The organism is Clostridium malenominatum, from assembly GCF_039521365.1.
GTDB lineage: Bacteria > Bacillota > Clostridia > Clostridiales > Clostridiaceae > Clostridium_AW > Clostridium_AW malenominatum.
Map to the genome: position 1 here is coordinate 66,603 of NZ_BAAACF010000012.1, position 26,253 is coordinate 92,855.

General features: G+C 29.7%; 37 protein-coding genes and 3 pseudogenes. 11 read left to right on the forward strand and 29 right to left on the reverse strand.

The window, feature by feature from the left end; all coding sequences use genetic code 11:
- Positions 1 to 142: 142 nt before the first annotated feature.
- The 4 genes from ABDZ69_RS15930 to ABDZ69_RS15945 form a co-directional block, all read right to left on the reverse strand.
- Complete coding sequence (locus ABDZ69_RS15930; RefSeq protein ID WP_343771225.1) at positions 143 to 796, reverse strand: NAD(P)H-dependent oxidoreductase; 654 nt, start codon at positions 794 to 796, stop codon at positions 143 to 145.
- Positions 797 to 812: 16 nt separating this feature from the next.
- Positions 813 to 1,268, reverse strand: a complete 456-nt coding sequence (locus ABDZ69_RS15935; RefSeq protein WP_343771227.1) for a flavodoxin family protein — start codon at positions 1,266 to 1,268, stop codon at positions 813 to 815.
- 200 nt (positions 1,269 to 1,468) lie between these two features.
- Positions 1,469 to 2,014 (reverse strand): cyclase family protein, encoded by a 546-nt coding sequence (locus ABDZ69_RS15940; RefSeq protein ID WP_343771229.1) that lies wholly within the window; start codon positions 2,012 to 2,014, stop codon positions 1,469 to 1,471.
- A 1-nt stretch (position 2,015) separates the two neighbouring features.
- Positions 2,016 to 2,456 carry a MarR family transcriptional regulator gene (locus ABDZ69_RS15945; protein WP_343771539.1) on the reverse strand — a complete coding sequence of 147 codons (441 nt, stop codon included), beginning with the start codon at positions 2,454 to 2,456 and terminating at the stop codon, positions 2,016 to 2,018.
- A 328-nt stretch (positions 2,457 to 2,784) separates the two neighbouring features.
- Between ABDZ69_RS15945 and ABDZ69_RS15950 the strand changes: the two genes are divergently transcribed.
- Entirely contained in the window at positions 2,785 to 3,318 is a 534-nt protein-coding gene (locus ABDZ69_RS15950) for a MaoC family dehydratase (RefSeq protein ID WP_343771231.1), read from the forward strand.
- A gap of 516 nt (positions 3,319 to 3,834) precedes the next feature.
- Here ABDZ69_RS15950 and ABDZ69_RS15955 read toward each other — a convergent pair.
- From ABDZ69_RS15955 to ABDZ69_RS16045, 19 genes are all read right to left on the reverse strand, one after another.
- A complete protein-coding gene (locus tag ABDZ69_RS15955; RefSeq protein WP_343771234.1) occupies positions 3,835 to 4,782 on the reverse strand; it encodes a DUF4179 domain-containing protein in 948 nt (315 codons plus the stop codon).
- A 3-nt stretch (positions 4,783 to 4,785) separates the two neighbouring features.
- Positions 4,786 to 5,352 (reverse strand): sigma-70 family RNA polymerase sigma factor, encoded by a 567-nt coding sequence (locus ABDZ69_RS15960; protein ID WP_343771235.1) that lies wholly within the window; start codon positions 5,350 to 5,352, stop codon positions 4,786 to 4,788.
- A 391-nt stretch (positions 5,353 to 5,743) separates the two neighbouring features.
- Positions 5,744 to 6,712, reverse strand: coding sequence for a D-alanyl-D-alanine carboxypeptidase family protein (locus tag ABDZ69_RS15965; RefSeq protein ID WP_343771237.1), 969 nt, complete (start codon positions 6,710 to 6,712; stop codon positions 5,744 to 5,746).
- Positions 6,713 to 6,920: 208 nt separating this feature from the next.
- Positions 6,921 to 8,069, reverse strand: coding sequence for a sensor histidine kinase (locus ABDZ69_RS15970; RefSeq protein WP_425544666.1), 1,149 nt, complete (start codon positions 8,067 to 8,069; stop codon positions 6,921 to 6,923).
- The gene (gene vanR, locus ABDZ69_RS15975) at positions 8,047 to 8,745 is read right to left on the reverse strand and encodes a VanR-ABDEGLN family response regulator transcription factor (RefSeq protein WP_343771241.1); all 699 of its coding nucleotides are present in this window, start codon (positions 8,743 to 8,745) and stop codon (positions 8,047 to 8,049) included. Before vanR ends, ABDZ69_RS15970 begins: the two co-directional genes overlap by 23 nt.
- Positions 8,746 to 8,787: 42 nt before the next feature.
- Complete coding sequence (locus ABDZ69_RS15980) at positions 8,788 to 9,345, reverse strand: HD domain-containing protein (protein ID WP_343771243.1); 558 nt, start codon at positions 9,343 to 9,345, stop codon at positions 8,788 to 8,790.
- A 125-nt stretch (positions 9,346 to 9,470) separates the two neighbouring features.
- Positions 9,471 to 10,127 (reverse strand): DUF2812 domain-containing protein, encoded by a 657-nt coding sequence (locus tag ABDZ69_RS15985; RefSeq protein ID WP_343771245.1) that lies wholly within the window; start codon positions 10,125 to 10,127, stop codon positions 9,471 to 9,473.
- A complete protein-coding gene (locus ABDZ69_RS15990; RefSeq protein WP_343771247.1) occupies positions 10,120 to 10,458 on the reverse strand; it encodes a PadR family transcriptional regulator in 339 nt (112 codons plus the stop codon). The genes ABDZ69_RS15985 and ABDZ69_RS15990 overlap by 8 nt, the downstream gene beginning before the upstream one ends.
- Positions 10,459 to 10,469: 11 nt before the next feature.
- Positions 10,470 to 11,687 (reverse strand): erythromycin esterase family protein, encoded by a 1,218-nt coding sequence (locus tag ABDZ69_RS15995; RefSeq protein ID WP_343771249.1) that lies wholly within the window; start codon positions 11,685 to 11,687, stop codon positions 10,470 to 10,472.
- A gap of 150 nt (positions 11,688 to 11,837) precedes the next feature.
- Positions 11,838 to 12,056, reverse strand: coding sequence for a DUF2922 domain-containing protein (locus ABDZ69_RS16000; RefSeq protein WP_343771251.1), 219 nt, complete (start codon positions 12,054 to 12,056; stop codon positions 11,838 to 11,840).
- A 17-nt stretch (positions 12,057 to 12,073) separates the two neighbouring features.
- Positions 12,074 to 12,295, reverse strand: a complete 222-nt coding sequence (locus tag ABDZ69_RS16005; RefSeq protein ID WP_343771253.1) for a DUF1659 domain-containing protein — start codon at positions 12,293 to 12,295, stop codon at positions 12,074 to 12,076.
- A 116-nt stretch (positions 12,296 to 12,411) separates the two neighbouring features.
- Positions 12,412 to 12,633, reverse strand: a complete 222-nt coding sequence (locus ABDZ69_RS16010) for a DUF4351 domain-containing protein (RefSeq protein WP_343771255.1) — start codon at positions 12,631 to 12,633, stop codon at positions 12,412 to 12,414.
- Positions 12,634 to 12,761: 128 nt separating this feature from the next.
- Positions 12,762 to 13,055, reverse strand: a complete 294-nt coding sequence (locus tag ABDZ69_RS16015; protein WP_343771257.1) for a hypothetical protein — start codon at positions 13,053 to 13,055, stop codon at positions 12,762 to 12,764.
- Positions 13,056 to 13,222: 167 nt separating this feature from the next.
- On the reverse strand, positions 13,223 to 13,372 hold the full coding sequence (locus ABDZ69_RS16020) for a YvrJ family protein (protein ID WP_343771259.1): 150 nt from the start codon (positions 13,370 to 13,372) through the stop codon (positions 13,223 to 13,225).
- Positions 13,373 to 13,510: 138 nt separating this feature from the next.
- A complete protein-coding gene (locus ABDZ69_RS16025; RefSeq protein WP_343771541.1) occupies positions 13,511 to 14,056 on the reverse strand; it encodes a sigma-70 family RNA polymerase sigma factor in 546 nt (181 codons plus the stop codon).
- Positions 14,057 to 14,090: 34 nt separating this feature from the next.
- On the reverse strand, positions 14,091 to 14,339 hold the full coding sequence (locus ABDZ69_RS16030; protein WP_343771261.1) for a DnaD domain-containing protein: 249 nt from the start codon (positions 14,337 to 14,339) through the stop codon (positions 14,091 to 14,093).
- Between the two features lie 25 nt (positions 14,340 to 14,364).
- Complete coding sequence (locus ABDZ69_RS16035) at positions 14,365 to 14,616, reverse strand: hypothetical protein (RefSeq protein ID WP_343771263.1); 252 nt, start codon at positions 14,614 to 14,616, stop codon at positions 14,365 to 14,367.
- Positions 14,585 to 15,940, reverse strand: coding sequence for a replicative DNA helicase (locus tag ABDZ69_RS16040; protein WP_343771265.1), 1,356 nt, complete (start codon positions 15,938 to 15,940; stop codon positions 14,585 to 14,587). The genes ABDZ69_RS16035 and ABDZ69_RS16040 overlap by 32 nt, the downstream gene beginning before the upstream one ends.
- A 9-nt stretch (positions 15,941 to 15,949) precedes the next feature.
- Complete coding sequence (locus tag ABDZ69_RS16045; RefSeq protein WP_343771267.1) at positions 15,950 to 16,705, reverse strand: hypothetical protein; 756 nt, start codon at positions 16,703 to 16,705, stop codon at positions 15,950 to 15,952.
- A gap of 138 nt (positions 16,706 to 16,843) precedes the next feature.
- Between ABDZ69_RS16045 and ABDZ69_RS16050 the strand changes: the two genes are divergently transcribed.
- Positions 16,844 to 17,365, forward strand: a complete 522-nt coding sequence (locus tag ABDZ69_RS16050; protein WP_343771269.1) for a helix-turn-helix domain-containing protein — start codon at positions 16,844 to 16,846, stop codon at positions 17,363 to 17,365.
- Between the two features lie 128 nt (positions 17,366 to 17,493).
- Here the strand turns inward: ABDZ69_RS16050 and ABDZ69_RS16055 are convergent, their stop codons facing one another.
- Positions 17,494 to 17,952, reverse strand: coding sequence for a glyoxalase/bleomycin resistance/dioxygenase family protein (locus ABDZ69_RS16055; RefSeq protein WP_343771271.1), 459 nt, complete (start codon positions 17,950 to 17,952; stop codon positions 17,494 to 17,496).
- Positions 17,953 to 17,993: 41 nt separating this feature from the next.
- Here ABDZ69_RS16055 and ABDZ69_RS16060 point away from each other — a divergent pair.
- A pseudogene (locus tag ABDZ69_RS16060) lies at positions 17,994 to 18,166 on the forward strand (DUF2200 family protein); the annotation flags it as partial.
- Here ABDZ69_RS16060 and ABDZ69_RS16065 read toward each other — a convergent pair.
- Together ABDZ69_RS16065 and ABDZ69_RS16070 are read right to left on the reverse strand one after the other, a co-directional pair.
- On the reverse strand, positions 18,139 to 18,798 hold the full coding sequence (locus ABDZ69_RS16065; protein ID WP_343771557.1) for a hypothetical protein: 660 nt from the start codon (positions 18,796 to 18,798) through the stop codon (positions 18,139 to 18,141). The pseudogene ABDZ69_RS16060 and the gene ABDZ69_RS16065 sit on opposite strands and share 28 nt — an antisense overlap.
- Positions 18,799 to 18,800: 2 nt before the next feature.
- A complete protein-coding gene (locus ABDZ69_RS16070) occupies positions 18,801 to 19,463 on the reverse strand; it encodes a hypothetical protein (RefSeq protein WP_343771273.1) in 663 nt (220 codons plus the stop codon).
- 275 nt (positions 19,464 to 19,738) lie between these two features.
- Between ABDZ69_RS16070 and ABDZ69_RS16075 the strand changes: the two are divergent.
- Positions 19,739 to 20,311, forward strand: a pseudogene (locus ABDZ69_RS16075) (GIY-YIG nuclease family protein); the annotation flags it as partial.
- Positions 20,312 to 20,413: 102 nt separating this feature from the next.
- Here the strand turns inward: ABDZ69_RS16075 and ABDZ69_RS16080 are convergent.
- A complete protein-coding gene (locus ABDZ69_RS16080; RefSeq protein ID WP_343771275.1) occupies positions 20,414 to 20,887 on the reverse strand; it encodes a hypothetical protein in 474 nt (157 codons plus the stop codon).
- Positions 20,888 to 21,557: 670 nt separating this feature from the next.
- Here ABDZ69_RS16080 and ABDZ69_RS16085 point away from each other — a divergent pair.
- From ABDZ69_RS16085 to ABDZ69_RS16100, 4 genes are all read left to right on the forward strand, one after another.
- Positions 21,558 to 21,731 carry a hypothetical protein gene (locus tag ABDZ69_RS16085; protein ID WP_343771277.1) on the forward strand — a complete coding sequence of 58 codons (174 nt, stop codon included), beginning with the start codon at positions 21,558 to 21,560 and terminating at the stop codon, positions 21,729 to 21,731.
- A gap of 167 nt (positions 21,732 to 21,898) precedes the next feature.
- Positions 21,899 to 22,102, forward strand: coding sequence for a hypothetical protein (locus ABDZ69_RS16090; protein WP_343771279.1), 204 nt, complete (start codon positions 21,899 to 21,901; stop codon positions 22,100 to 22,102).
- Positions 22,103 to 22,163: 61 nt separating this feature from the next.
- Entirely contained in the window at positions 22,164 to 22,442 is a 279-nt protein-coding gene (locus ABDZ69_RS16095) for a hypothetical protein (RefSeq protein ID WP_343771281.1), read from the forward strand.
- 42 nt (positions 22,443 to 22,484) lie between these two features.
- Positions 22,485 to 22,664: a hypothetical protein gene (locus ABDZ69_RS16100; RefSeq protein ID WP_343771283.1), complete on the forward strand. Its 180-nt coding sequence runs from the start codon at positions 22,485 to 22,487 to the stop codon at positions 22,662 to 22,664.
- Between the two features lie 207 nt (positions 22,665 to 22,871).
- Here the strand turns inward: ABDZ69_RS16100 and ABDZ69_RS16105 are convergent.
- A pseudogene (locus ABDZ69_RS16105) lies at positions 22,872 to 23,093 on the reverse strand (YdbC family protein).
- 262 nt (positions 23,094 to 23,355) lie between these two features.
- Here ABDZ69_RS16105 and ABDZ69_RS16110 point away from each other — a divergent pair.
- Both ABDZ69_RS16110 and greA read left to right on the forward strand, forming a co-directional pair.
- Positions 23,356 to 23,601 carry a hypothetical protein gene (locus tag ABDZ69_RS16110; protein ID WP_343771285.1) on the forward strand — a complete coding sequence of 82 codons (246 nt, stop codon included), beginning with the start codon at positions 23,356 to 23,358 and terminating at the stop codon, positions 23,599 to 23,601.
- A 44-nt stretch (positions 23,602 to 23,645) separates the two neighbouring features.
- Positions 23,646 to 24,110, forward strand: a complete 465-nt coding sequence (greA, locus tag ABDZ69_RS16115; RefSeq protein WP_343771287.1) for a transcription elongation factor GreA — start codon at positions 23,646 to 23,648, stop codon at positions 24,108 to 24,110.
- Between the two features lie 380 nt (positions 24,111 to 24,490).
- Here greA and ABDZ69_RS16120 read toward each other — a convergent pair whose 3' ends face one another.
- Positions 24,491 to 25,036, reverse strand: coding sequence for a dihydrofolate reductase family protein (locus ABDZ69_RS16120; protein ID WP_343771289.1), 546 nt, complete (start codon positions 25,034 to 25,036; stop codon positions 24,491 to 24,493).
- A 97-nt stretch (positions 25,037 to 25,133) separates the two neighbouring features.
- Between ABDZ69_RS16120 and ABDZ69_RS16125 the strand changes: the two genes are divergently transcribed.
- On the forward strand, positions 25,134 to 26,081 hold the full coding sequence (locus ABDZ69_RS16125; protein ID WP_343771291.1) for a helix-turn-helix transcriptional regulator: 948 nt from the start codon (positions 25,134 to 25,136) through the stop codon (positions 26,079 to 26,081).
- Positions 26,082 to 26,253 lie beyond the last annotated feature (172 nt).

Consider the following 26,253-nt stretch of genomic DNA (forward strand, 5'->3'; position numbering starts at 1 on the left):
ATTACATTTTTGTTATATTAAATATCAATTTGATTATTTCATTTTTAAATTCCTATTATATTTTTTTAAAATTAAATGGGGCTGCCTCACCCTAGAAATTACTTTCTATTTTGAGGCAGCCCCATTTCTTATTTATATAATATCAATTTTTCTGCAAAAACGGCTTGTCTAAATTTTTATCAAAAGCACCGTTTTGTTTTAAAGATTTATTCCACATAGAATTAACCAATCCTATTTTAGTAACAAATTTCATAATTTTAAGATCAAAACCGCTAAATTCATATGGCCTTTTTAGGCTTTCAATGATAGCTTTATCAAAAGTATGGGTTCTTTCATATATTTCACCTAAACTTTCTAATACCGTAAAAAGCTTTCTTTTCATAAAGCTTGGCATCCCATGAATATTTGCTGAATTTCCTTTTATTACTGTTCCTAAATAATTTCTATTAAGTTCCTTTGAAAGTGAACCAAAGTATCTTTCAACATATTTGTATTGGCATGACTCTGGAAAACCACCTTGTAAAATAAAACCTATTGATTTATTTTCAGAAGTTTCTGCAGGCTCCAAGTGTTCAATAAAACGCATTGTAACACCAGGCATACTATGAATATATAATGGCAGTGCTAAAATAATAGTATCAAAACCTTTAACATACTCAGCAAGAGTACTAGGATTTTCTTTGCTGATACATTTTACCTCACAGGGAGTTTTCATCCCCTTTAAAAACTGCTTAATAAATATTTCTGAATTACCATTTTTCCCTTTAGGGGATCCATTAAGAATTATTGTACTCATATGCCCCTCCATTAAATTATTCTCTATACTCTTCTAATGTTTTAACTGTAATATTTTTCGAATCAAATTGATCAAAGGTACGATAAATGTAATCTTCAAAAATCTGCTTGCCTTCTTCAGTTGCAAAATTGTCTTCATAATAAAATTCTATATCTGGATATTTTTCATACCTAGGCAAATGTTTAAATTGTCCCGTTGTTGCTCCAGTTGATACTATTTCTATTTGAGGTAGAAACAACGGTATCATCCTATCAAAAAGGCTTTTTAAATTTCCACTTACAAAACCTTTCGTAACTTTAGAAAATATGAGTACCTTGTCCGCTTCTAAGTATTTAAAATAAAATTGGTCTAAATCTTTATTTATGCACCTACCAGGAGTTTTTAGCCAACAATTCCAACACCCACAGCAGTCTTTAATATGGTTTTCAGTAAGATCTAATTCATAAATTGACTCTAGTTTATAGTTCCCCAATTCCCTTATTACCACAGTTTTCATCATTCACCTCATAAATTTGTTTATAGTATATATGCTTATTTCTTTACTAATATATAAATAAGCTCAAATTGAATTTTACCAAGTATAATTGAACTCTCATTTATGTTACTCCCAATAATTGTCAATGTCAATATTGATAATGGATCTTCTCCTAATACAATAAGATTTACTATTTTTTATATAGTTTCAATCTCAACCTTTATTGCTGTGGCATCTTTTAACTGGAACCATTTTAGATTTGCTTTAAAATCAGAAGGGACTTTATCTAAGTTACATATATTTTCTACAACATAACATTTTCTATTTTCAACATACTTATCTATTGCTACATGATTTTTACCATGCTGTATTCCACTTAAATCTATTCCTATTAGTTTTGTATTTAAATCTAGTAATTTATCTATAAGTTCATTTGTTAAATAAGGACTTGCTTTAGAGTTAAAATATTCTTCGCTTCCATATCCATATTGTTCTAAATATCCTGTTCTAAATATTACAAATGAATTTTCTTTTATTTTAATATTCTCTAATATTGTAACATCTATAATATCTAATTTTCTCACATCTATTACCTTAACATTTATTTCTGATGGTAGCTCTATATTTGATAGATTGTAACAATCTATATGAGTTCCTATATGTTGTCTTTGATGTTCAGGTTGTGAATCTCCCCATTTCAATATTTCCTGTGGAATGCTAAATTCCTTTAAATGCAAATTCATACTATATCTCTCCTTCTACTTCTATTATTTCATCTAAATAGTTATTAAATTTTTTTAAGAAACTAGCTACGACTTCTAGATCTTCTTTATCTATATTTTTAAAAAACTTATTATTTCTTTCTTCCCACTGCTTATGTTTTATTTCGTGATGTTTATATAACATTTCACCTAATTCTGTTAACTTAAAATATATTTCCTTATCATTCTCAGGCTTTTTATACTTATCAATAAGATTACTATTTAAAAGTTTTTTGCTAATCTTACTTATAGCGCCTCTCGTCATATTCATATTTTGAGATATTTTAGTAACGTTGGGATCTTTTATTTTTCCTATGAGATCTAGACAATGTATTTCTGAAACTCCATACTTTTCATATTCACCCTTAAATGCTAGTTTTCCTAGAGTTTCTTCTTTTTCATATATTTCTTTAAAACTCTTCATAATAATATCAATATTATTCACTTTAAATACCCCCTTATTGTTTCCAATGAAACAATAATATTATTTTTTTGTTTCTTTGTCAACATTTTTAGAGAAGATTAATTTTTTATTCTTTAATATCGAAAAAGATACCATAAAAACTAAGGGTTTATTAATTCAATCACACACTTCTCACTCTGATACTAAGTTAAATGATTTTAAAATTAGAGAGGCAATTTATATATAGTAATATTAAGTATTGGAATTATAATTCGTATTTTGTATAATTAAATAAGAACATAATTGTAATTTTTGTTGAAATATTATAACAATGATATAGGAGAATAAAATGATAGATTTATTTAGAGCATTTACTACAAAGGAAGATTTTTTTTATGATGGTGCATTTATTGCTAAAATAAAATATCAGCGTTTTCAATCAAAATCAGATAAGGAAACTTATAAGAATGAAGTTGTTAAAAACAATAGGCGACTTTGCGTAATCAACTGCAATGGATATGTTGACAATGAAATTGCAGAAACATTAACTGTTTATTTAATGATGAATGTAACCGTTAAAGAATCTATTCAGCCAGAAATTATTGAAGATACGGGCACTTTATGGCGTAATTTTTCAAAAGAAGAAATTGCAGATTTTAGTCATCTAACAGGAGATACAAATTCCATTCATCTTACAGAAAATCCAGTTGTACAAGGAATGTTTATTCTAAAAGAACTTTGTGACACAACTCAAACTAATGATATAGAAGTAAAATATATTCACCCTATTTATGGATGTAACCCAGTCTATATAAAGCATGAAGGCAATCTTATCAAAGGGTTTAGTAATGGTATATTATGCTTTCAAGCAACTATGTTTTAAAATATTTTCATAAGAGTGTAAATGAAGGGAAGTCTAAAAATGCTTCCCTATTCATTAACATAGCCAATAAAAAAGCCATAAGAATAATTCTTCCTATAGCTTCTTATAAGTTATTTTAAATCTAAATTATTTATTTTTATCATTATGCATGAGATAATATAGGGAACATTAAATCTCCCCTTTTAAATGGATTATCTTTTCCTATCTTAATAATCTGAAAAATAACTCGTTACGAAGAAATTCCAATCACTGTACCTGAACAACGGCAACTTCGTCAGCCTGGTCTAGAAAGACTGATGAACAATTCATGTAAACAGGGGACAGATAACATCATCTTAGTAGATATTATATAATGACACATAAATAATTTACAAAGAGTCAAACAAACCGAAGTGAGCTCAAAAGCCCACTTCGGTTTATTCTTTAAGAGATTCTCATTCTAATAGAAGTTTCATAACCTGTTACATTTATTTCGTTGTCAATAAAAACCTTATACAACCAATATACAATTAAAAACTATTTTATACTAATTTCTATACTTTCCTTATCTTCAAAATTTAATATTAACTTATTTGTATCATCTGGAACTCCCTTAAATCGTTGCTTTATAATTACTTTATCATTACTCTCATCAAATTCATTTGAAATACTATCTATCCCAACTCCCTTATCTGTAAAGAGATTTACTCTTTGTTTTTTTAAATTCGATGACATTTCCATCTCAATAAATGTATTAAGTTTACTCAACGTTACTTTTCTTATTAAAATATCCTTATGCTTTATTGAAGGAGTTATTACTTTTACTCCCTCTCCGTTTAATGAAACAGGTACAGAAAACTTCCAATTTCCTCTTACAATATTATTATCTTCTATGCTATTTAAAGATACTGCACCTATATTTATGTCTAAAGTAAAGTTCTTAGGTATCTCTCCCTTTAAGTCTGTAAACATATAACTTTCAACTCCAATAAAAGTATTGTTATCAGTAAATTTTCCTTCAAGACCTGCCTTGCCGCCATTATCCAAATTACCTTTATTAAAACTGGTTTTTGCATAGTCATCATACAGTAGAAGTTGACTATCCTTTGTATTGATAAATGGTTCTTTACTTTTTACAATAAAGGATACGTAAACTCCATATTCATCACAAAGAACTTCTTGCAAAGTCAAACTAACTTCATTATCAGTAACTGTCTTATTAATACTTTTATTTTCTTCATTATTGCCTCTTCCCCCTACAAGTTGCTTTAGTTCTCTAAAAATATTTCCAGCGTATTCAATTGATTTAGCCCCTACACCTATAGATGCTATACTAAGAGTAGCAACTAAACATATTGATGCTGCGGTTGCAAATATTTTTCTGTGCTTCATTTTATTATTCTTATACTTCTCTCCTCTTTTAATAGCATTTTCAGTCAATACATCAATATTATCTGGAAGTTTTATATTATCTAAACTATTCATTATTTATTCCTCCATTAATTTAACTTTTAAAGATTTTAAAGCCCTATGAATATATGACTTAACTGTATTTTCAGAACACTCCATAACTCTTGCAACATCCTTTATCGACATATCATGTATATACCTTAGAATTATTGCAGTTTTATGCTTACCACTCAAACTATCTATGGCCTTGTACAAATCAATATTTGATAATATCTCGGCATGATTATTATCATTCATTAGGTATTCACTATCATCCATAAGAACAACCTTACTACTTTTACGAAAACTATCGTTAATGTTATTGATTAAAATTCTAGTTACCCAAGTCTTAAAATATTCAGGCTTCTTTAACTTATGAATGCTTATAAACGCCTTATAAACTGTTTCTTGGTATATATCTGCTGCTTCATGTTGATTTTTTACATATAAATATGCGGTTTTATATAAATACTCTTTATAAGTATCTATTAGAGATTCAAAGGCCTCCTTACTGCCCTTTATTGCACTTTCTACTAAATTATCATCTGAAGTTACTATGTTATCAGTTTTGATTCTCTTTCTTTTAATAGTATGAATGCTCTCCATTCGCTTCCTCCAATCCTATTAACAATACGTATTGTCATTGAATTCATTTATTAGACTTACAACGTTAAATAAAAGTTGCACTAGTTTTAACTTTTATTTAAATCAAAATATCTTATATGATTTAATTGACTATAGAGACTAAAACTAAAAAGTTACTTACATTTCTGCATCAAAAAACCTATGCTTTTACATATTTTAGCATAGGTTTTACATTTATTTTATATTTGGTGAACAATATTTTACGACCACGACGCAGTTTAAAAATGATACAAACTATAATAATATTATAACTGATATAGCAATTATATCATATCTGTTGTGTACTAATGTATGGTTATTTTGGTAATAGGTACAAGGTAACTCTACTTCTTAACACCGCATGATTTAGTTCTCAGAAAATTTGATTATAGACAGTAAATGCATCCGAAATGTTGAACTGCTCTGTTTGAGGACTCCCCTCTGCATTGGCAGTGACCAAAATATATTCCTTCCCATCTATTTTGGCTAAACTAGCAAGACACAATTTAGCTTCTTTTGTATAACCAGTTTTTCCACCTTGGATAATACCGTTATTCACCTCTTTTCTATCCATGTGTTTGAACATTGTACTTTGAAAAGTGATTCCATGGGGATGAAGATTAGTTGCTTTCGTCGTATGACGTTTTGAAGTATATATTTCTCGAAAAGTATCGTTTTGTAATGCATATTCTAGTAGTTTTGCAATATCATTTACAGTGCTATAGTGATTCCTGCCATGTAGTCCTGTGGAGTTGGTAAAATGAGTATTCTTCATTCCTAATTTTTTGGCCTTTTCATTCATTAACTTTACATATTTTCTTTCTGAACCTGCGATTGCATCCGCTAATCCTATACTGCTTTCTGCTCCAGAGGGTAATAATACTCCATAAATCAAATCTATTGCTTCTACCTTTTCGTTGGGTAGGAAACCTGACATAGAAGCACCTTCAGAATATAATTTCTTAAACATTTTCTCTGGTAGATAAATCATTTCGTTTAAATCTGAGAGATTTTCAATTGCCACTATTGCTGTCATAATTTTTGTAAGAGATGCTGGGTAGATTCTTTCATCAGATGATTTATCTAATAATATTTGATTATCATCTAAATTAATTAGAATGGCGTTTGAACTATATAAATCATTAGCTACAATCTGATTAATTCCATTTCGCGCTATTATTTTTGGGGATTTTATAGTTAACCCTGATTTTTGGTTGATTTTATTTATTAGATAATTTGGCAAAAATAAAGTTGTGATACATACTGCGCATACGCATAGTATTGAACGAACACCTTTTATCTTTCTCTTTTTTCTTTTATGTTTTTCTCTATATGCTGTCATTTTAATATTCCTCCTCGTATAATATGAGTTCCAATATTGTCTTACAACATAATTCTAATAAAACTGAATATTTTTTGTATAAAAAACAGCTTATAGACCTATTAAGATTTTCTTAAGGACTACTTAATGTTTTCAGTATTTTAAAATATCATGAACAAAAAAACACCATTCCCTTATGAGTTTTTATATCATAAAGAAATAGTGTTTTTTAGTTGTTGATTATTCCTGGTATTTTTATATAAAATATTGTATAGCCATCTTTGCTTTCTGCATAAATTTCGCCTTCATGTAAAATTACAATTTCTTTGGCAATAGCAAGACCTAGCCCAGCATTACCGGTGTCCGTACCTCTGGATTCATCCAATCTATAAAATTTTTCAAATATACTATTTAGTTTTTGTGGTGGAATATTTTTTCCATAATTTTTAAAAGCTATAATGGCATCCTGTGATTGCCTATGGACATCTATTGTAATTTTACTATTTTCATCACCATATGCAATTGCATTTTTAAATACATTATTAAATACTCGTGCCAGCTTATCTGAATCACCATAAAACATAATATTATCTTCTGCATCTACTACAACCTTTTGTTTTTTTTCAGAAAGCATTGGATAAAATTCATCTGACATTTGAAATAACATATAAGATAGATTAAAGGCTTTTTTCTCTAATACAATGGTTTGAAGATTATATCTGGTAATTTCAAAAAATTCGTTGATAAGTTTTTCCAGTCGATTTGCTTTTTCTAAAGTAAGCTCCATGTATTTTACCCTTTGTTCAATAGGCATATCTGGCACTTCTGACATTAAATCTAAGTATCCAATAACTGAAGTAAGAGGAGTCCTTATATCATGTGCAAGATAAACAACTAAATCATTCTTCCTTTGTTCCGCCTGTCTTGCATCTCTTTCTCTCTTCCCTAGAATATGCTTGCACATATTTAGTTTGGTTTCCATGAAGCTCAGTTCTGGTGATAGTTCAATTTCCTTATCTGAACCTTTCATTAAGTCATCCATACCCTTATCAATTTCATCAAAGTATTTTGTAATCCAAGACATAGCAAATTGAAAAATAATCAAGAAAAAAATGACACTTAAAACTAACATAATTTTATCTATGTTATTGCGGAATACATATTGGTGAATAATCACTGCATCTGACTCAGATAAATAAAATGTACTTTGTAAGAAATCTACAATCCAATTGCCAAAACGGCCTCGTAATAAGGAACTTAATAACCCTAAAAATCCAACGCTCACTAAAATAAGTATTAATACTTTAAAAAATATTTTTCGTTTGAACGCTAAATAATCATTTTTTCTAGTTTTATTAGTTTTCAATTTTATAACCAACTCCCCATACGGTTTTGATATATTTCGGATTTTCAGCTGAATCATTCATTTTTTCTCTCAAGTGTCTAATGTGAACCATAATGGTGTTGTTACTGTTGCTAAAATATTTATCTCCCCAAACCTCATGGAATAACCTGTCAGAGCTTACGACTTGCCCTTTGTTTTCACACAAAACCCATAGAATTGAAAATTCTGTAGGAGTCAAAGACAATGGTCTTTCATTTAAAAAACATTCATGAGTATTTTTGTCTACTACTAGCCCTCCTATAGAAATTTGATTTTCTTTTTGGGATTTGTTTAATTGGTTATATTTGGTGAATCTTCTTAATTGTGCCTTTACTCGTGCCACTAGTTCTAGTGGTCGAAATGGCTTTGTAATATAATCATCTGCACCTAATGTTAACCCCGTAATCTTATCCACCTCTTCATCTTTTGCAGTTAACATAATAATTGGGAAGTTATAAGAATCTCTTATTTTTTTGCAAATAGAAAATCCATCTATATCTGGGAGCATGATGTCTAAAATAGCCATATCTAACTCTTCGGTTTCGATAACTTTCATTGCTTCTGCTCCTGTATAACATTTGAACACTATGAAATTTTCATTGGTTAGGTACAATTCGATTAAATTAGCTATTGCTTTTTCATCTTCAACCACTAAAATTTTAGTATGCATATCTTCACCTTCTTTTCGTATCTATTTATAAGGATCTTTCAATTATTTATTTATTTTTTTTATTGAATCCTCATATATTGTTTGCTTTAACTCTTTCATATAATCAGAAAAATCAACTTCCTTTGTTCCGTATGATAGGTTCATCTCATATTCAAGTGGAATCCATGTTGACAGATCTGCTTCGTTATGTTGAATTAATGTCTCCATCTTATCAAGTGCTTTGTATATTTTAGCTTCTATGGTTTGTTGTTCATGCATTTCTATAAAAAGATCGGTTAATTCTGTCTTATATGGCTGCGGTAGACTACAAAGTAGTTGAGAAACTGCATTGTTCTCAACAATTTCATCACATTCCGTTTTATTAAAGGCAGGGATATCACCTGTAATAGCTTCCCCTAAATCATGACATATGCACATTAGAATTACTTTGTTTATATCAGCCTTTGGAAACTCATCTTTTACCAAGTACGCCATCAAAGACAAACGCCAACTATGTTCTGCAACACTTTCGTGACGCCCAGAGGATGTCCACGAATGACGCGTATTATTTTTTAATTTTTCTGCAACAGACATTATATTAATAAATTGTCTTGTATCCATATACTCCACCTCACCTAATACAAATAATCTTTACTCAATTAATAATTATATCATATTTACATGATAAATGATAAAAGCTCCCACTTCCGTGAGAGCCTTTAAACTAAAGGATTCTTAGTTAATTCCTACTCATGTATTTTTCTTTCATCTCTTAATGCTCCTATCATAACAGTTATCTGTACAAATCGAATCAATGCCATTAGTGCAATTACAGCTATCAATACAAAACTACCTAAGTTCCTTCCCTGATTTCGAGACATTCCAAACAGAGTATACGAAATCAATGGCTTCCCACTAAAACGAATATACATTGCCATCAATAGTGCAAAAATCAACAAATATAGATGAGGCTTTCTTCTTTCTTTTAACGATTGTATCTTATCTTCCTTTGATGTATATAATTCAAATGGTTTTCCATCATTTCTTTTTCCCAATATTACTAACTCTCGATTGAGCATTCCTTTTGAAGTAGCAAATTTTCCTTTTTTCATTCCATAAGGTCGGTATTTTATTCTTCCAATAGATAATTGTCCTATATTTATTGGCTTTTCATAGTATGCGATATTCATTTCCTTAAGAAAGGATTCGTATTGAAGCCGCTCCGAATTAGATTTATTTCCGATATAATCTACTACATACTGATATTCTCCTGGATGACACTGTTCAAATTCATAGAATAATCTTCTTGCTTTTGATAGCTTCCATCCCAACTGTGATTGTCGATTTAACCACATTTCTTGACCTTCAATAGGATTTAGAAATACTCTAAATTTTCTAACCATCCTTCTTCCCTCCCTTCCATATAACTTCCATACCTATTTCATAAACTTCCTTTAGTCTTTCCATCTCCATTTCCACTTGTTGCTTTCCCAAATCTGTAATGATATACTCCTTTTTCCGGTCCCCATCTTCTACAGGCAAGGCTTCAATCCAACCTTTCTTTGAAAGATTGTTTATGGCTCCATATAAGGTACCTGGTCCAAAAACCACTCTTCCTTTCGTTTTTTCTTCTACAAATTGCATAACGCCGTACCCATGATTAGGTTGGTACATAGCCAATAAAACTAAAAATGCCGTTTCTGTTAATGGTGTCTCTTGTACTTTATCTTTCATACGTTCACCTCCTACAATGGGTTGCTTTGAGGAGAATCTTTCATGAAAATGACTGCATCATACATCTCTGGAAGATTCCACCCTCGAATTGACTTACTATCAAATGGAGAATTTTCTTTTGGCAATAAATAAATTGCTAACTTCTCTTGCTTTCCTAAAAAGTGTTTCATATACAACGAGTCTTCATTCATTGAATTAATAACAATCTCTTTTTTCCTTTGTGGCTCAAAGCTTTTGCATTGATAATAAAATATATTGCAACTCCACACTTTATCTTCAAAGGGTTTATATTCAGAATTAAGCATCATTGCTAGAGATTTATACTGTTCTTGCTCTGACTTCACCACGTGTAGTCCCCCGAATTTTCCAAAGTATTTCTTATCTGGCACCTTCTCCTCATAAGTTTTAAAATTTTCTAACATGATTTTATCTCTAGCCTGATTAAACTCAAGGTTATTACCTTGTATCTTCATGATTTCATTTGAGTTTCTGATGTTTTTAACAATCTGTAGAAATACAAAATAATCCTTTCCAAAAACTTCTTCATAATCCTTCCTTTTTTCCTTTAGGCTATTAAGAAGATTCTCCACCATACTACCATCATCTATTGTCTCAGAAATCTTATCAGCCAGAGCTATAACATCCTTAAGCTCATTTTTGATGCTATCTGGATAGTTGTCATGGTTTTTTATTATATCTTTTAAGGCAGAGTAAGCATTTGATTTTTGGAACTCTACGTCAATACCGACCACTTCCAGCTTGTTACTTTCAGGTAGAGACTGATTAAAATCATATATCTTTTTCCAATAGTCTATCTCATCTTTATTTCCATAGTAAGTACCACTCATATTTTCAAAGCATAACTTCACAATCTCTGAGTCTCCGTTTTTTAAATACTGATTCAGCCCATAGGCTACACTTTGAGAGCCTTCTATTAGTATTCTCGTAACCCCTTCTTTCTGATTCAAGTATTTTAATAGTTCAAACCATAGTTCATAATTATTGTGAACTGCATGGTTCTCTCCTAAAAGAAATACCTTTTTATCTTGCATGTTTTCTTTACAAGCATTAATATCTTCATCAAAAGAAGATACATTCAATCTGTGGTAAGTAGCATTCATGTAATCATTGAATGCTACTAAGTCTTCCTTATCAGATTTATTTGCACTACATCCCACAAAAGTAAATATCATCAATGTAATAACAATACAACTTATTATTCTTTTCAATTTGACCACCTCCATTACTACGCGACACGTATTATGCTTTTATTATATCGCCTTGAGTACTACGTGTCAAGTAGTAAGTGAGAAGGAATCAGTAAAAGCTCCCACTTCCGTGAGAGCCTTTAAACTAACTATATTCAAGTAATAAATTTCTTATGCTTTGAAAACTTCTGTAACAGTTTTCCCTACAATACTAGCTGAGTCCTTTGAAACTAAAGCATTCTTAAGTTCAAAAGCCTCCTGATGCTCTATAATCTTATCCATAAGAGTTTGAATTTCCTCAGAGGTTAAATCATCTTTAATATCCGTTAAGGACATGGAAAATTTCTTAAGCCCTGAATCTACAAACCTCATAGTCAATGTTTTGTCCATAAATTATCCCCTCCCCTTTAACCTATTAATAAGTTTTTGTTTATTCTTCTAAATTCAATTACCTCATACTTCAGCACCTCAGCTATAGCCGTACCAACTGCATATAACTGTTCATCTGTGGCCGTTGAGTTAATTTTTGAAATAGACTTAGTCTTTTTCAAATCCTTGCCCTCATCATTAGTACCAATGTACAGCTCTAAAACTAAATCAGAATCATACCTATCAGCAATTACCGCCATTTACAAAACCTCCTTTTTTTGATTTCACCTATATATATGACTTTAGGAGAAAACTGCAAAAATAATAATAAAAGAGGCTCCTTTTTTTCAAGGTCGCCTCTCTCTTAAATTACACTCTATTTAAAATACTTTTCTAATTCATCTAAAGTCTCAATATCAAAAATATCAGTAGCAATCACATCAATGGTCGCTTCATCTAAATTTTTTATATTCTTTTTATATTCTTCTGGGATAGCTTTAAACTTTTTTATAAGTTGTTTTATGAGAATGTCGGCCTTCCCTTCTTTTAATCCTTCTTTTACCCCGTCTTCTCTTAACATTTTTCCTATTTCGGTCATTGATATCAACTCCTTGAATCTTATTTTTGATAATTTATCACCAAATTTATCGAACAAAGCATATAGTAAGCTTAAGCATTGTAATTTTTCATTACCTTCAGGAATCTTTCCTGCTAATTCTATACTATCTAAGGTTCTTTTACTTCTACTCTCTTTTCTTTATAAAATAATGATGCATCATAATATAAGAATCTCTTAATATCATCTTTTTTATCCGTAGTTTGAAATTCAAAATGCAGATAATTCCCATCCTCCGTGTAGAAAAGATAGTCAGTATAATTGGTTTTAATATCTATATTCTTTATTTCAGTTTCTGCTGGTGCTATTATTTTACTATCTATTCCGAAAAATTTCACTGCATTATCTTTAAAAAACTCCATAGCTTTCTTTAAAACAGCATCCTCTACCTTATTATAATCCATATTCATCCTCTCTTTCTACTGGTAATTACATTTTAGTTATATATGATATTATTACCAATGGCGAAAGAAAGTATACAAACATTTGTTCCTATTTTGGTTTTATCCATAACTAAAACACTAAAAATCCAAAACACTAACCAACTAAAAAAGAGAGGCCCTCTCTTTTTTTAAGGTCGCCTCTCTCTTTCACGGTGTTCCATAGCAGAAAGGATTATAATTATCTCCTCCAGCCTTTTATCTAGCTTTACCAATAAATATATACTAACTGCTATAGGGAATCCTACGTTACTAATAAGCTTAACTATTTCGTCATACATAGATCCACCACCCCTTTGTAAAATAACAAAGTACAAAGAACAAATAACAGATGCGGTTGAAATTCCCTTGGAATTTCTATGATTTTAAAAACTCCTGCGGAGTTTTAACCATATCTGTTCTTTGTTATCTGCTATTTATCATCTATTAATATGCTCGCAAAGCATATTATGCAATTTCCTAACCGCTCTATCCTTTAAATACCTCACATTATTATAGGTTTTATCAGAGGTTACTGCTATTTCACTTAAAGAGATTTTATCTATGTAGAAACTACTGATTACCCTTTTTTCTTCCTCTGCTAGCTTGTCCATCGCCTCATATAACTCTTTAGTTCTTTCAAAGGCTAGAATTTCATCTTCTATGGTAAATTCATATTCCTTATTAATTTGCATAAACTCATCTGGTATTTCTCTGTGGTGTTTTATTTCCTTTTTTAGAAGAGCTTTATAATTTAGCTGAATAGCTCTAATGCAATAAGGAGTAAAAAATTTATCCTCTCCTTTAAACATTTTAACGGCTTTAATTACAGAAAGGTATCCATGCTGTACTAAATCCTCGTAGTCATAGCATTTTATTATGTATCTTGACGATTCCTTTAATATTAAGGGGATAAAATTTTTTATGATTTCCTCCATTGCAACGCTGTCCCCTTCTTTGGCTTTGGGAAGCAACTCCTTTACTATGGCCTATCCCTCCTTTTATTCACTATGTTTCAAGTTATACTGGTATACTTTCTATCATGTTCTCCAATATGTTTTCTCTGTAATATATCAATATTTTATTAACATATCTAAAGGTTCTACAATTTATCTTAACCGCTTGCTCTATTGCCCAAATAATTAATTCTGGACCTAACTCCCTGCACCAATCCCTCAATTTTATTTCTTCAATTAGAGTAAGTCTATGAAGATTCTTCTCAAAACTCCTAATAGCATCCCCTATACTAAATTTATCTTCACATATCATGTAAATCCCTCCTTAATTAAAACCTCTAATGAAATCCTCTCCAAAACTCCTCCTTCCCCATGTGTTCTCCTGTAACTTTTTCATACTCTCTCATAAGCCTACTCATGTTTTTGCAAATATTATGAAATTCCTCTATATACATTTCAAAAAGCTTAGGATTTGTCTTTGCTAATTTCTCTGCTTTTTCAATCCTATTAAGTTCCTGATTCCATTCCTTTTTTATTTTCTCTAAAGTCATAAAAACTCTACCAATTACTAATCCTAGAATACTTGCCATTCCACTTGCAGGCTATGGTTTTGCAATCTCCCATTCTGCATTTTAAAACTTCTAATTCAATGCACTCTGGGTTTACGTCTGCATTTGCCTTTAAGTAGCTTAGTCTCCCTTTATTAAAAAGCTCCTCTTTATATAAAGGATTATCTAAGTTTTTGTTTCTATATAGGGCTAGGATTTTATCTGAGTTTTGTTCTATGGAAGAGGAATCTTTTATATCTGCTAAGGTTAATCTTTTATCTGATTGCTTATCCACTTGTCTGTTTGCTTGAGTTAGAGCAACTATACATATTTTTTCTCCTAAGGCTATGTCCTTTAAGGTGCTAGTTATAAGGTTTAGCTCCATATCTCTAGTGCCTTCCTTTACTCCCTGTATTTTATTTAAGTAGTCTATAAAAACTATATCCAGTCCTGTCTTTAAATGCTGTGATTTTATTTTAGAGGTTATGTTATTAAAATTTGATTCTCCATATATAAAAAAATTTTCTCTATCTTCAAGCCACTGGGTAAACTCAATTAATCTGGTTACTTCCTCTTTGCTTACCTCTCCCTTTTTATATTTATCTGGATCTATGCTGCAATGATTAAAAGCCATCTTTTTTATAATATGTTCCTTGGGCATTTCCATAGAAAATATACCCACCCTATATCCCTTCTTTACCATATTTAAAATCACGGAGGTGGCAAAGGTGGTTTTTCCTATACCTGATCTAGCTACTACAGTAATTAAATCCCCAGGTTCAAAACCATCTAGAGTTAAGTCTAAAGTCCTAAGCCCTGTTTGGAGTCCTCCTATAAGAATTTTGTCTTTATTGGTTATTCTAAATTCTACATCCTGAATAAATCTTTCAATGCCCTCTTTAATATCTCCCTTATCCCTCTTATCCACAGTATTTAACCTTAAAACCTTCTCTGTTATTTCATCTTTAAGCTCACCATTTTCCTTGTGAAAATTCATTTGAATATATTGCATTATGTTCATGATATCCCGCTTTTCCTTGTATCTTTTAAGCTCTTTTATGTAACTTTTAAAGCCTATGGTAGAAGGAACGGTAGTGGCAAGCTTGCTTAGGTAGGTTATAGTAATTTTGTCTGTTAAATTATTTTTCACTATGTAGTTTCCTAGAGTGGTTATATCTATTACTTCATCTCTTTTATTTAATTTTTTCATTATATTAAAAAGCTTTTTATGGTTGTTAAAATAGAAATAATCCTTTTCTATATTATTTTCCATAACCTGAAACCACAACTCATTGTTTAGTATTATAGATCCTAAAACTGCCTGCTCAAGGGGAGCATTTCTTATTTGATTCATCAACTTATCCATTACACCCTCCTAAGTAACTATATATTTTTCTCTCAAATCTATCTTTTCTTCTTCCCCTAAGTAATCCATAGTTTTTTTATAGTTTATCCACATCATCCCCTCATCGGTATAGTTTGAAATACCGTTGCCTTGCTTTAAAAACTTTTCTAAAGTCCAGCTGTGATTATAGTAAAATCCCTTATCAAAATACACCTTTGCATATCTATCAATAGCTTGCAGTATTTGCTCTTTAGAATAAATCTTTAATGCTTTTGTAATGGATGCTTCAATATTTTTGCTTAAAGCTCTATGCCTTACTATAGCTTTACTGTTCCAATGATTAAAAATTTTTGTATATATATTATTATTATCATTCTTATCATTCTTGTTAGTTGCCACCTCTTTGCCAGTCCTTTGCCCCTTCTCTGCCATCTCCCCCTTATTATCTTCCTCTACATTTTGATAAATGTCCCAATTTACAATGGTTATAAGCCTTCCTGTTTTCGTAGACTGGTTTGCCAGAAAACCTAATCTTTCAAATTTTGCTAGAGCCGTTCTAACATTTTTTTGAGAAATTCCACTTCCACATTCCCCTACTATATTGTCTATGGAAGTTATAAATTGCCCACTCTTTACATTAAATTTTTCGCCCTGCCATTCCCACTGTTTTTCTTCATGGTTAGCCATAAGTAAAATCGTCATAAGTATTTTGCACTGCTCTGGCGTTGACTTTTTCCAAATAGGTTTCCTTAATAATTCCCTATAAACCTTTATCCATCCACCCATAACATCACCCCACAATTATACTATTGGTATATTCTTACATTTATTGTATTATACTTATAGTATAATGTCAAATTTAAAAACAAATTTTACTTATACTTATAGTGAAAGTATGATACAATATTATTTGAGGTGATAAGGGTGGATATAATAAACTTAGGAAAAAGTATAAAAAAATACAGAACTAAATGTGGATTTACTCAAAAAGAATTAGCTGAAAAATTAAATTTGTCTCTTCAATCCGTAGTGAAATATGAACGGGGAGAAAGAGAGCCTAGCTTTGCAACCTTAAATAGCTTATCCAAAGTCTTTGGCATCGAATTATCGGAGCTGGTAGCAGAAGACAATGAACTCATATCTACTCAAGCAAAGCTACGAAAAGAAATGAATAACACTGTTATATCTTTATTTGAAGACTCATATGAAGAACTAGAAAACCATAAAAAAGAGCTTTACGAAAAGTATTTTTTCTCTTTACTGGAATGGAGATTAAGTAATATTGGTGAAGCCGAAGAATTTTTTAAATTAGTATTATCCTGGTGCCCTTTTGAAGGATTTAAGCATCTAACTAAGAAAGATGTGGAGAATATGGCGACAACCTTTAGCCAAATTTATAAGATGAATGTTTATGAGAAATTTTTGGAAGATAGAGATAGCAGATAGAAAGAATATTTTTAGATTTTAATTATAAAAATAGCTATGTTTTAATATAGCGTTGAAATATGATAAAAAAAATTATAGGTGGAGTTGTCCACCTATAATTCTCTATAACAAGATAATGCTAATTATTCTTATTCATACATTTTAACAAACTCAATGGGAGACTGAATAATTTTTGAAATTTCCTCTACGGAATAGCCCTCAGCAAGGTAACGCTTTACTATAACTTCCATGGACTCCCCTATTTCTATAATATGATGGTCTGGGTCATAAATACGAACAACACGTTGCTGCCAATCATGTTTTTTGGGCGAATGAACATATTCAATAGTTTCAAAGGATTTTAATTTCTCTAAAAATCCGTCAAAATCCTCTACCTCAAAATACAATTCCATATTATTTGACTTTTCTATAACAGAATCATCAGGCAAATCTGTAAGCCATGCAAAATCTTCTTGGATTGCAAAGCCACCACTAAAGGTCACATTTCTTCCTAAATCAAGAACAACTTTTTGATTGAAAATTTCTTCATAAAACTGTTTAGAAACATTAACACTTTTAACCGCTAATAGGGCTAATTTAAATTCCATGTGAGTACCTCCTTTTTTCTTATGAATAGGGTTGGGTGAGCGTGATTAAACATCATATTTATACAATGAGTGTAGTAAGTGTCTATCACCTTTATGTTATGAAGAGGGAAAAAAAGGACTTACCAAAACAGAAGTTGATGAAATCATCCGCTGGTTGACAGGGTATAGCCGGGAAGAGTTAGAAGATCAACTGGAAAGACAGACAGATTTTGAGAAACACCCACAGATTTGCTTGTCCAAATTTGTGGATGCTTCCAGTTTTACACCTTTTCTTAAATCTATCCAAACTCGAAGATCAAATTCCTGAGGTTTCCTATTAGGGTCATTTTCTGATTCTAGAACACTATATTTTGGTGATATATCATAATATATAATATATCCTTCCATTTCTCTTTTTTCATTGATCTCATTTTTTTCTACCATGTATTTAGAATAAATTTCTTCTATTATATTGAGATCTATGATTTCCTTATTAAGCATTTCATTTACGGGTTTACAAAAATCCTCATTTATATTTTTTATAAAATTTATATCCATAGGTGATGTGTGACTTAGTGTTATGCTTTTAACATTTTCGTAATTATATTCAACTGAGAAGATCGTATAAACATCATTTTTTCTTTTACGGTCCTCTAAAGGGGAATTATAATATATTTTGTATCTATATTCATCACACTCTTTGTCTACCTGATCAAATTCTTGGAATTTTTCAAAATAACCTTTTATATGTTGCGTTAGTTTATCGTATTTTTCTACATAAGGCTTGGATAGAACCTTTGCAATTTGTAAATTCATAGTAACAATAATAACTACTAATAATACATATATTGAAATCACCTTACGCACTTTTAAGCTCCCCCTTTCTTTATTTCTAGCAATATAGACTCTATTAAATCCTCTATGTTATTATATTGCTTGTATATCTTCTTTTTATATTTGTATTGTTTTACAACTCCCCGCCTATTTATCTTAGAAACATTAGCGGTAAGTATTATATACTTCTTTTTTACAATACAACTAATTATCTCATGAAATTTTATAACGCTTCTTAATGAATCCTTGGATATGTCTACCTTTTCAGTGGTTTCTTTAAGTTTTAAATAGGATATAAGTACCCCATATAAAAGATTATCTAGTTTTCCTGGTATAACAGATATATCGCTACCTCTTCTGAAGTTATATTGATACATAGTATTTGAATTATCTATTGCATAAACAATATAACGTTTATTTAAACTTATTCTCCCTTTTATTAGAGTAAGCATACAGCATATTAGAAAAACAGAAATAATTATCCAAATATTTACTATGGTTATCTTTAATCTAACTTCATCTGGAAATTTATTATAGTATATCAAAAAATCACTTATGATAACCTCTAAATATAAAGCACCAGTAAAAAACATTAATCCTATACTTAGCACAAACCAATCCTTAACCTTGTATTTCTTAGCGGTTTCACTACTGTATTCATAATATTTAAGTTTAATATTTTTATTATTAATATCCATTTTATTACCCCCTTTATAATTTATTTATCCATAATACTTATATTACATTCTTATACAAATATATTGTACTATTTTCATTAATTAGTTTCAAATTTTGTATATGACAAATGGCCACCAACCTATTATAAATAATTATTTAATGACATTTTTTAGTATTCTGGGCTTGGTAGGGATAAAAAATTTTTCATAAATAAATAAGGTTTAAATTATTTTGTAAATTAAAATAATCCTATGATAAAATGTAATTAATATTTACCTTTAGGGGGAGTATAACTTTGGAAATAAAACAAAAAATTAAAAAACTGCCTTCTTCACCAGGAGTATATCTTATGAAAGATTCATTAGATAATATTATTTATGTAGGAAAATCTAAAAATCTAAGAAATAGAGTTGGATCCTATTTTATAAATTCTAAATCGCATTCTCCAAAGGTAATAAAATTAGTAAAAAATCTTAAGGATTTTGACTATATTCTAACAGATACGGAGTTTGAAGCTTTATTGATTGAATGCAAATTAATTAAAGAAATTAAGCCAATATATAATAGGTAAATGAAAAGTCCCAAAGGTTATTGTTATATCAAAATAAAAGTGGACGATAAATATCCGGATATTGAAATCCATAACGAGCCTAACAGTTCTGATGGAAATCTCTATTTTGGACCTTATACTAATAAAAATACGGTAGAAAAAGGTCTTTACGGCATAAAAGAACATAGTAAAATTTTGTGCACTAATAGTTCTGGAAATGCTTCAGGCTGTCTAAAGTATTCTACGAACTTGTGTATTGGTATGTGCACAGCTAATCCTTCTGAAGAGGATTATTTTGCTTTAGTAGAACAGATGATATTTTTTTATTTATGATAGGCGAAGTATTTGTTGATTGTTCCATTTTAATGACCTCCTTAGGAGGCTAACATAGCCTCCACAATTTATTTGAAAGCTATGTTATTAAATATAAGATACTTTTCTTTTCTTTTTCTTTGGAGGTGAAATTTCTTCTGGTTCATCAACGTCTTCAACAGAATCTTCATTTGAGTATTCTTCTATTTCAACATTTGTATTAGTACCATACTTAAAGACTCTATATACATTCAGATATGTTTTGTTATCGTCAAATTTATGAGTAATTTCGATTTCTATTTGACAACCTACTATATCAAATAGATTAATATTATCGTTAAATTCACCTAAAGCTGCTTTTATAAGCATATAAAAACGAGAATATTCTTTTATTTCTATTTTGAAAGGTTTTTTTAAAGTTTTTCCATCTTCGAATCCAAATGTGATTTGTACTTCGTCAAATTCCTTAGAAGTATTATTTGAACTATCTATCACATTAATATTTTTTATAGTAACTGGATAAATTCCAGCATCTATTAATTTGTTATAGTTTTTTGGTTTTTTAAGAATATAATTTTTCATTTTGTTGCCTCCTATATAATTTATTAAAGCTGCAACTTTTATTTGCTTTTAGATAAGCTTATCGTCCTGCTATTATAGTATTATATTTAGGCTTTTTAAACCAATTTGATTTTAAGTGATTTATAATTGATACTCCAGGCCTTTCAGAGAGGGGTTACTGCCTAATAGCTTTCTGGATAAGTTATGAAATATTGACTATAGCAAATTAACATGATATTATATAAAATTTCTCTTGATTACTATGTTTCTCTTTAATTTTCTTACATATAAATATATAAATCACATTTTTTTATGTTATTTCCTCAGTGATTTTCACATTACGATATTTATTAATTTTATTTAGGTTACTTACATTTAAGTGTTTTTTAACATTTTCACATTGAAATTATTTATAACAAGATTATAAATAAGAGAATGATATTAATACAGTAAAGTATTATATTAATATCATTGGGGAAATTTGCTAAGTTTTCTTTAATTACGAATTGAGGATTTTATTATGAAAAACAAGAAAAATAAAGAACTTTTATGGAGGGTTTTACCTCTATAAACTATGGAGGTAATATGCTTAAAGATAAATTTAATATTCTTATTTAAGGTTGAGTAGTATAAATTGGAATTTGTCACGCAGATTAGATTTCTTGATTATATGAAAGGGGGTATAGGATAAATGAAAAAACGCCGCAAAAAATTATATCTTTCTCACGTTAATAACACCAATCCAGACCCACAAAGGGAAGAACCCCAAGTTGTAGGGGATGCTCTAGCTTATATCTGCCCTGTCTGCTTTTGGGAAATTGATACTTTTATTCAGTCAGAAAAGGAGCCAAGCAACCCCAATTAGGGGTTGTCCTTATCCCAAGCGAGAAAAAACTATATAAAATGTGGTTCCACACTGCCTGAATTAAAGGTTTATTGCAGAAGCCCCAAAGAGTCTGAATTTGCAAAAAATGAACATAAAGGACTACTGATAAATTATATTTAAGGAGATAATTGATATGAATAACTTATTTGAAAAATATAAAAGTTTATCCGCTTGCCGCTAATTTTGAAGATTTAATGCGTTTAATTTTGGCTTGTGGTAGTGCCAATCCCGTTGAACAGATTGTATGGATGGACAAGGAACGGTTTGAGAAGCATTTACAGGAAGAAAAGAAAATTCGGACTGAACAACAAAAAGAACTACTTAACCTCCTTGCTCATGAAGTGAATTAAATATGCGGTGTTAAGAAATTATATATAATTAATGGATATATTGGTGTATAATTGTAATACATTGTTCATTAGGGTGGGATTCATGATAATGATTTGGAACAAAAAAGAAGTTTTTGTAGGAAACTCTTTACAAAGATTTAACGAAGTCCGTTATAAACTTTCTTCAAATGGAATTAAGCATGAATATAAAATAGTCGATAGTACTAGTCCAAGTTATTTTGGTTCATCTAACCGAGCAAGAATGGGTACTTTTGATGTAAATATGGATTACACCAAGACATATTATATCTATGTGCATAAGAATGATTATGATAATGCACAAGCATTATTAAGAAACTAATTAGATAGAGTGTAATTCATAAATCGAGGGGATAGTATTAATATGAAAAACAAACTTTATATTGCATATATTTTGGGTACAATCATTGGTTTTTTAATGTTTGCATTTAGTATTAACTATGTAGAATCTAAATCACTATTGATTATAGTTGGTATTGTGGGCATGTCAGTAATGATGTATTGCATTGCAAAAGTATTTAACTTTCAAAACCATAAATCATAATTTTTTATTTAATATAACAACTGACAAAACTAATAATTTATCCAAACACCCCATTCAAACTAAATTGTGTATACTAGATAACTAAACAAATCTTATTCACATAACTTCCTTTAAATTTTGGAAGTTTTCCCAGTATAAAAACAATCAAATTTAAAGTACTTCAAACACAAAAACGACAGGAAGTTAACCCCTATGGTTTTAGCCTATTTATAAATTCATTTCATTTAATATCTCTTTAAGCTTCTTCAATTCCTCTACTGTAAAAGTAACACCCTTACCCATCTTCTTATGTTCAGCATCCCATTCTCTAATGTCATAATTTGGCTCTTTGTCACTCCAGCTTATTAGGTTTAGTTCCTTCTTCCATCCTTTAGTTGATTCTGAAAGAGTTCCTAAAGTTTATTTAATTTCAAATTTTATGTCTGCCATAATTTATTCCTCCATACTTTTTCTAATTGTCTCTTGATCCATCTGCAACCTTATAAACACTAGAATTGTTTTATACACTTGGCTTCCCCTTTAAAAACTTGATATAGTCATACCCAAGATATGTGTGGCATTTATACCTTATTAATTGTTTTTTATTTTTTCCTTCCATTTGCTGTGATACAATGTAATTATTATTACGTAATCATAGTATAATTCATGAATAAATATTAGAAAGGAGGAGTTTAATATTAAAACTAACAGATTGAGTTCCATTTTATATATAATTGCTGCATTATTGGTTTTTATCCCTACATCCATAGTTTTAGTTACTGAATTTACCTTCAGTTCATTTTTCAGCAAAATATTTCTTAGTGCAGCACTTACTTTAATTATAGTAGGTAAAATATTAACTATAATTAAAAAGAGTAAAAACGATAAGAGTATTCCAAAGGATGTTGGTATAATTATAGGGCTTTTGATTGTATTAGTATCGAAGCTTTTAAGATAAATATTAGTTAAAAGTTAATATATTTTAATGGAGGTTTTACTATTATGAATAATATGCTGACAGAAGAAAACATGAAGAAACTAACTGAAGAATTAGAATATAGAATGACTGTAAAAAGAGCTGAAATAGCAAAGGAAAAATTAATAGCTGCAGCCCACGGTGATAGATCAGAAAATGCAGAATATAAGGAAGCTTGTGCAAATTATAGAGCAAATGATAATAGAATCCAATATTTATTAACTATGATTTCCACAGCAACTATAATAGATGATGAAAATAGTGACAAATCACTACTAGGAATTAATAGTAAAGCTAAAATTAAATTTATAGATGATGATTTTGAAACTGTTGTAACATTAGTAACTACTATGGATTTGGACCCTGAAAATATGCGTATAAGTATAGAATCTGATTTAGGAAAGGCTTTATACGGTAAAAAAGTTGGAGATAAAGTTCAGGTAAATGCTCCCGAAGAGCAATATACAGTAGAAATATTAGAAGTATTATAAAAGAACATATAATACTTCTATATATTTTTCTATTATTTTTATTAATACTATCCCCCCAACAATTTTTGAATTTCTAATTCTGCCAAGGCTCGATAATGACATTTTCCAATGGAAACCCTCTTTAACATACGCTTCACTTGGTGATTACGCCCCTCTTTATATCTTGATGTGAATTTGATTTTTATAAAGTTTGTACATCACATATATCCATAAAAGTACATAAATAATGGCAAAGTATATAGAATCTAAAACTGTTCCACACCAAGGTGTTATAAAATTAGCTGTTATCCATCTATTAAGTAGAAGCGATTGTCCAGTCTTTTTATCTATTATAGGAATTCTCCATAAAGTTTTCCTTATAATCTCTGAAAATGAGGTCTTTATATACAGCTTCCTTCAGCTTTTCTTTTTGTATATTTTAAAATAGTGATACCATTCTCTAGGAAATACTCTTCTAGATGTAGCTTTATTGTTGGATTATTTTCTAAAAACAAAGGCCTTCCTTTGCCTAATATAATTGGGATAATTCCAATTATATATTCATCGATAATATTAGCTTTAATAAAGCTATCTATAAGCCCACCACCGCCAAAAAGGTATATGTCCTTACCCTCTTTCTCTTTTTCTTCCTGAATTATCTTACATATATCTCCACTAATAAAATGGAGATTGTCTTGATTTTGAATTTTTTGTGTTGTTGCTACATAAACTTTTTTATTTTTATAATCATTATGCATATTTTGGTCATAACATTTTTTACCCATAACTACTATATCTATACCTTCTAGAAATTTATCAAAACTGAATTTATCTTTAGTATTTAATTTGTCGTCTCCATCTCCAACTATCCAATCATACCCGCCATCTTCTGACGCTATATATCCGTCAAGACTTATTGCTAAATTTAAAATTATTTTTCTTTCCATATTAAACTCCTCCTTCTTATAGTTATTATTGTTTGATGCATAATTAATTATAAGTTATAATAGTTGACATCCTATGTCATATAAAAGGAGGAAAATTGTGAGAGCAGACAGATTAATTTCTATACTAATACTATTGCAAATGAATAAAAAATTAACTGCTTCCGAATTATCAAAAAGGCTTGAGGTCTCTGTAAGAACTATTTACAGAGATATTGATACACTTAGCGGCATTGGAGTACCTATTGTTGCTGATAAAGGTATAAATGGCGGAATAAAGCTTCTAGGAGATTATAAAACATCCCTTACAGGTATAAGCAAAAACGAACTTTTATCTTTATTCATTCCAACTAGCGATAAAATTTTGGAGGATTTAGGTGTAGAAAATCTTAAATATTCTACAATACTTAAAATTTTAGGAAACTCTCCAACTAATGAAGTTAAAGAATTTGAAATTTTTCAAAATTATATTTATATAGATATGTATACTTGGAACGAGACTAACACAATGGTAAATACAGAAATTCTTTCTGTATTACAAGATTCTATATGGAACTCAAAATCATTAAAAATATTGTACAGAAAAATAGATGAAACAAAAGAAGTAGAGTTAAATCCACTTGGCTTGGTTTGCAAACGAGGTATTTGGTATTTAGTTGCTGTAAACAATGAAATTATTAAAACATATAAAGTTACTTCTATTGAGTCTGCTTTTTTAATGGATTATACCTTTATTAGACCCTATGACTTTAATCTTAAAAGCTACTGGAATATTTCTACTCATAATTTTAAAAATTCAATTCCTAAGAATACTTTTATTTTTAAAGTCAGACCCTATATTTTAAATCACATAAAAGAAAGACAATTCATTACTATCAGTGAAACTATTGTTAAAGAAAATGAAATTTATCTTAAAATAAAATTTGATGCAATATGGCAAGGCATAGAATTCGCCTTTGGATATGGTAAGGATATTGAAATTATTAAACCTATTGAAGCTATCTCTGAAATTAAGAAAAAAGCATTGGAAGTGATTGATTTGTATTAAAACACTCTAAAATAAGCCATTATAAGAAATATCTATAACATATATTTCTTATAATAGCTTACTATCTACTTAATAATTATAGAAGTTAAAAGCAAAGAAACAAGTGCTCCATCCTCGCAAGATTAGCACTTCTTTCTATAGCTACTGTAAGTTTATCACCAATATAAACCAT

Coding starts and splice junctions, on each gene's coding strand:
- ABDZ69_RS15930 (WP_343771225.1), bottom strand. CDS start 796: ATGAGTACAATAATTCTTAATGGATCCCCTAAAGGGAAAAATGGTAAT.
- ABDZ69_RS15940 (WP_343771229.1), bottom strand. CDS start 2,014: ATGAATTTGCATTTAAAGGAATTTAGCATTCCACAGGAAATATTGAAA.
- ABDZ69_RS15945 (WP_343771539.1), bottom strand. CDS start 2,456: ATGAAGAGTTTTAAAGAAATATATGAAAAAGAAGAAACTCTAGGAAAA.
- ABDZ69_RS15950 (WP_343771231.1), top strand. CDS start 2,785: ATGATAGATTTATTTAGAGCATTTACTACAAAGGAAGATTTTTTTTAT.
- ABDZ69_RS15955 (WP_343771234.1), bottom strand. CDS start 4,782: ATGAATAGTTTAGATAATATAAAACTTCCAGATAATATTGATGTATTG.
- ABDZ69_RS15960 (WP_343771235.1), bottom strand. CDS start 5,352: ATGGAGAGCATTCATACTATTAAAAGAAAGAGAATCAAAACTGATAAC.
- ABDZ69_RS15965 (WP_343771237.1), bottom strand. CDS start 6,712: ATGACAGCATATAGAGAAAAACATAAAAGAAAAAAGAGAAAGATAAAA.
- vanR (WP_343771241.1), bottom strand. CDS start 8,745: ATGCATACTAAAATTTTAGTGGTTGAAGATGAAAAAGCAATAGCTAAT.
- ABDZ69_RS15980 (WP_343771243.1), bottom strand. CDS start 9,345: ATGGATACAAGACAATTTATTAATATAATGTCTGTTGCAGAAAAATTA.
- ABDZ69_RS15985 (WP_343771245.1), bottom strand. CDS start 10,127: ATGGTTAGAAAATTTAGAGTATTTCTAAATCCTATTGAAGGTCAAGAA.
- ABDZ69_RS15990 (WP_343771247.1), bottom strand. CDS start 10,458: ATGAAAGATAAAGTACAAGAGACACCATTAACAGAAACGGCATTTTTA.
- ABDZ69_RS16000 (WP_343771251.1), bottom strand. CDS start 12,056: ATGGACAAAACATTGACTATGAGGTTTGTAGATTCAGGGCTTAAGAAA.
- ABDZ69_RS16005 (WP_343771253.1), bottom strand. CDS start 12,295: ATGGCGGTAATTGCTGATAGGTATGATTCTGATTTAGTTTTAGAGCTG.
- ABDZ69_RS16010 (WP_343771255.1), bottom strand. CDS start 12,633: ATGACCGAAATAGGAAAAATGTTAAGAGAAGACGGGGTAAAAGAAGGA.
- ABDZ69_RS16015 (WP_343771257.1), bottom strand. CDS start 13,055: ATGGATTATAATAAGGTAGAGGATGCTGTTTTAAAGAAAGCTATGGAG.
- ABDZ69_RS16020 (WP_343771259.1), bottom strand. CDS start 13,372: ATGTATGACGAAATAGTTAAGCTTATTAGTAACGTAGGATTCCCTATA.
- ABDZ69_RS16030 (WP_343771261.1), bottom strand. CDS start 14,339: ATGATATGTGAAGATAAATTTAGTATAGGGGATGCTATTAGGAGTTTT.
- ABDZ69_RS16035 (WP_343771263.1), bottom strand. CDS start 14,616: ATGGCAAGTATTCTAGGATTAGTAATTGGTAGAGTTTTTATGACTTTA.
- ABDZ69_RS16040 (WP_343771265.1), bottom strand. CDS start 15,940: ATGGATAAGTTGATGAATCAAATAAGAAATGCTCCCCTTGAGCAGGCA.
- ABDZ69_RS16045 (WP_343771267.1), bottom strand. CDS start 16,705: ATGGGTGGATGGATAAAGGTTTATAGGGAATTATTAAGGAAACCTATT.
- ABDZ69_RS16055 (WP_343771271.1), bottom strand. CDS start 17,952: ATGGAATTTAAATTAGCCCTATTAGCGGTTAAAAGTGTTAATGTTTCT.
- ABDZ69_RS16070 (WP_343771273.1), bottom strand. CDS start 19,463: ATGGATATTAATAATAAAAATATTAAACTTAAATATTATGAATACAGT.
- ABDZ69_RS16080 (WP_343771275.1), bottom strand. CDS start 20,887: ATGAAAAATTATATTCTTAAAAAACCAAAAAACTATAACAAATTAATA.
- ABDZ69_RS16085 (WP_343771277.1), top strand. CDS start 21,558: ATGAAAAAACGCCGCAAAAAATTATATCTTTCTCACGTTAATAACACC.
- ABDZ69_RS16100 (WP_343771283.1), top strand. CDS start 22,485: ATGAAAAACAAACTTTATATTGCATATATTTTGGGTACAATCATTGGT.
- greA (WP_343771287.1), top strand. CDS start 23,646: ATGAATAATATGCTGACAGAAGAAAACATGAAGAAACTAACTGAAGAA.
- ABDZ69_RS16120 (WP_343771289.1), bottom strand. CDS start 25,036: ATGGAAAGAAAAATAATTTTAAATTTAGCAATAAGTCTTGACGGATAT.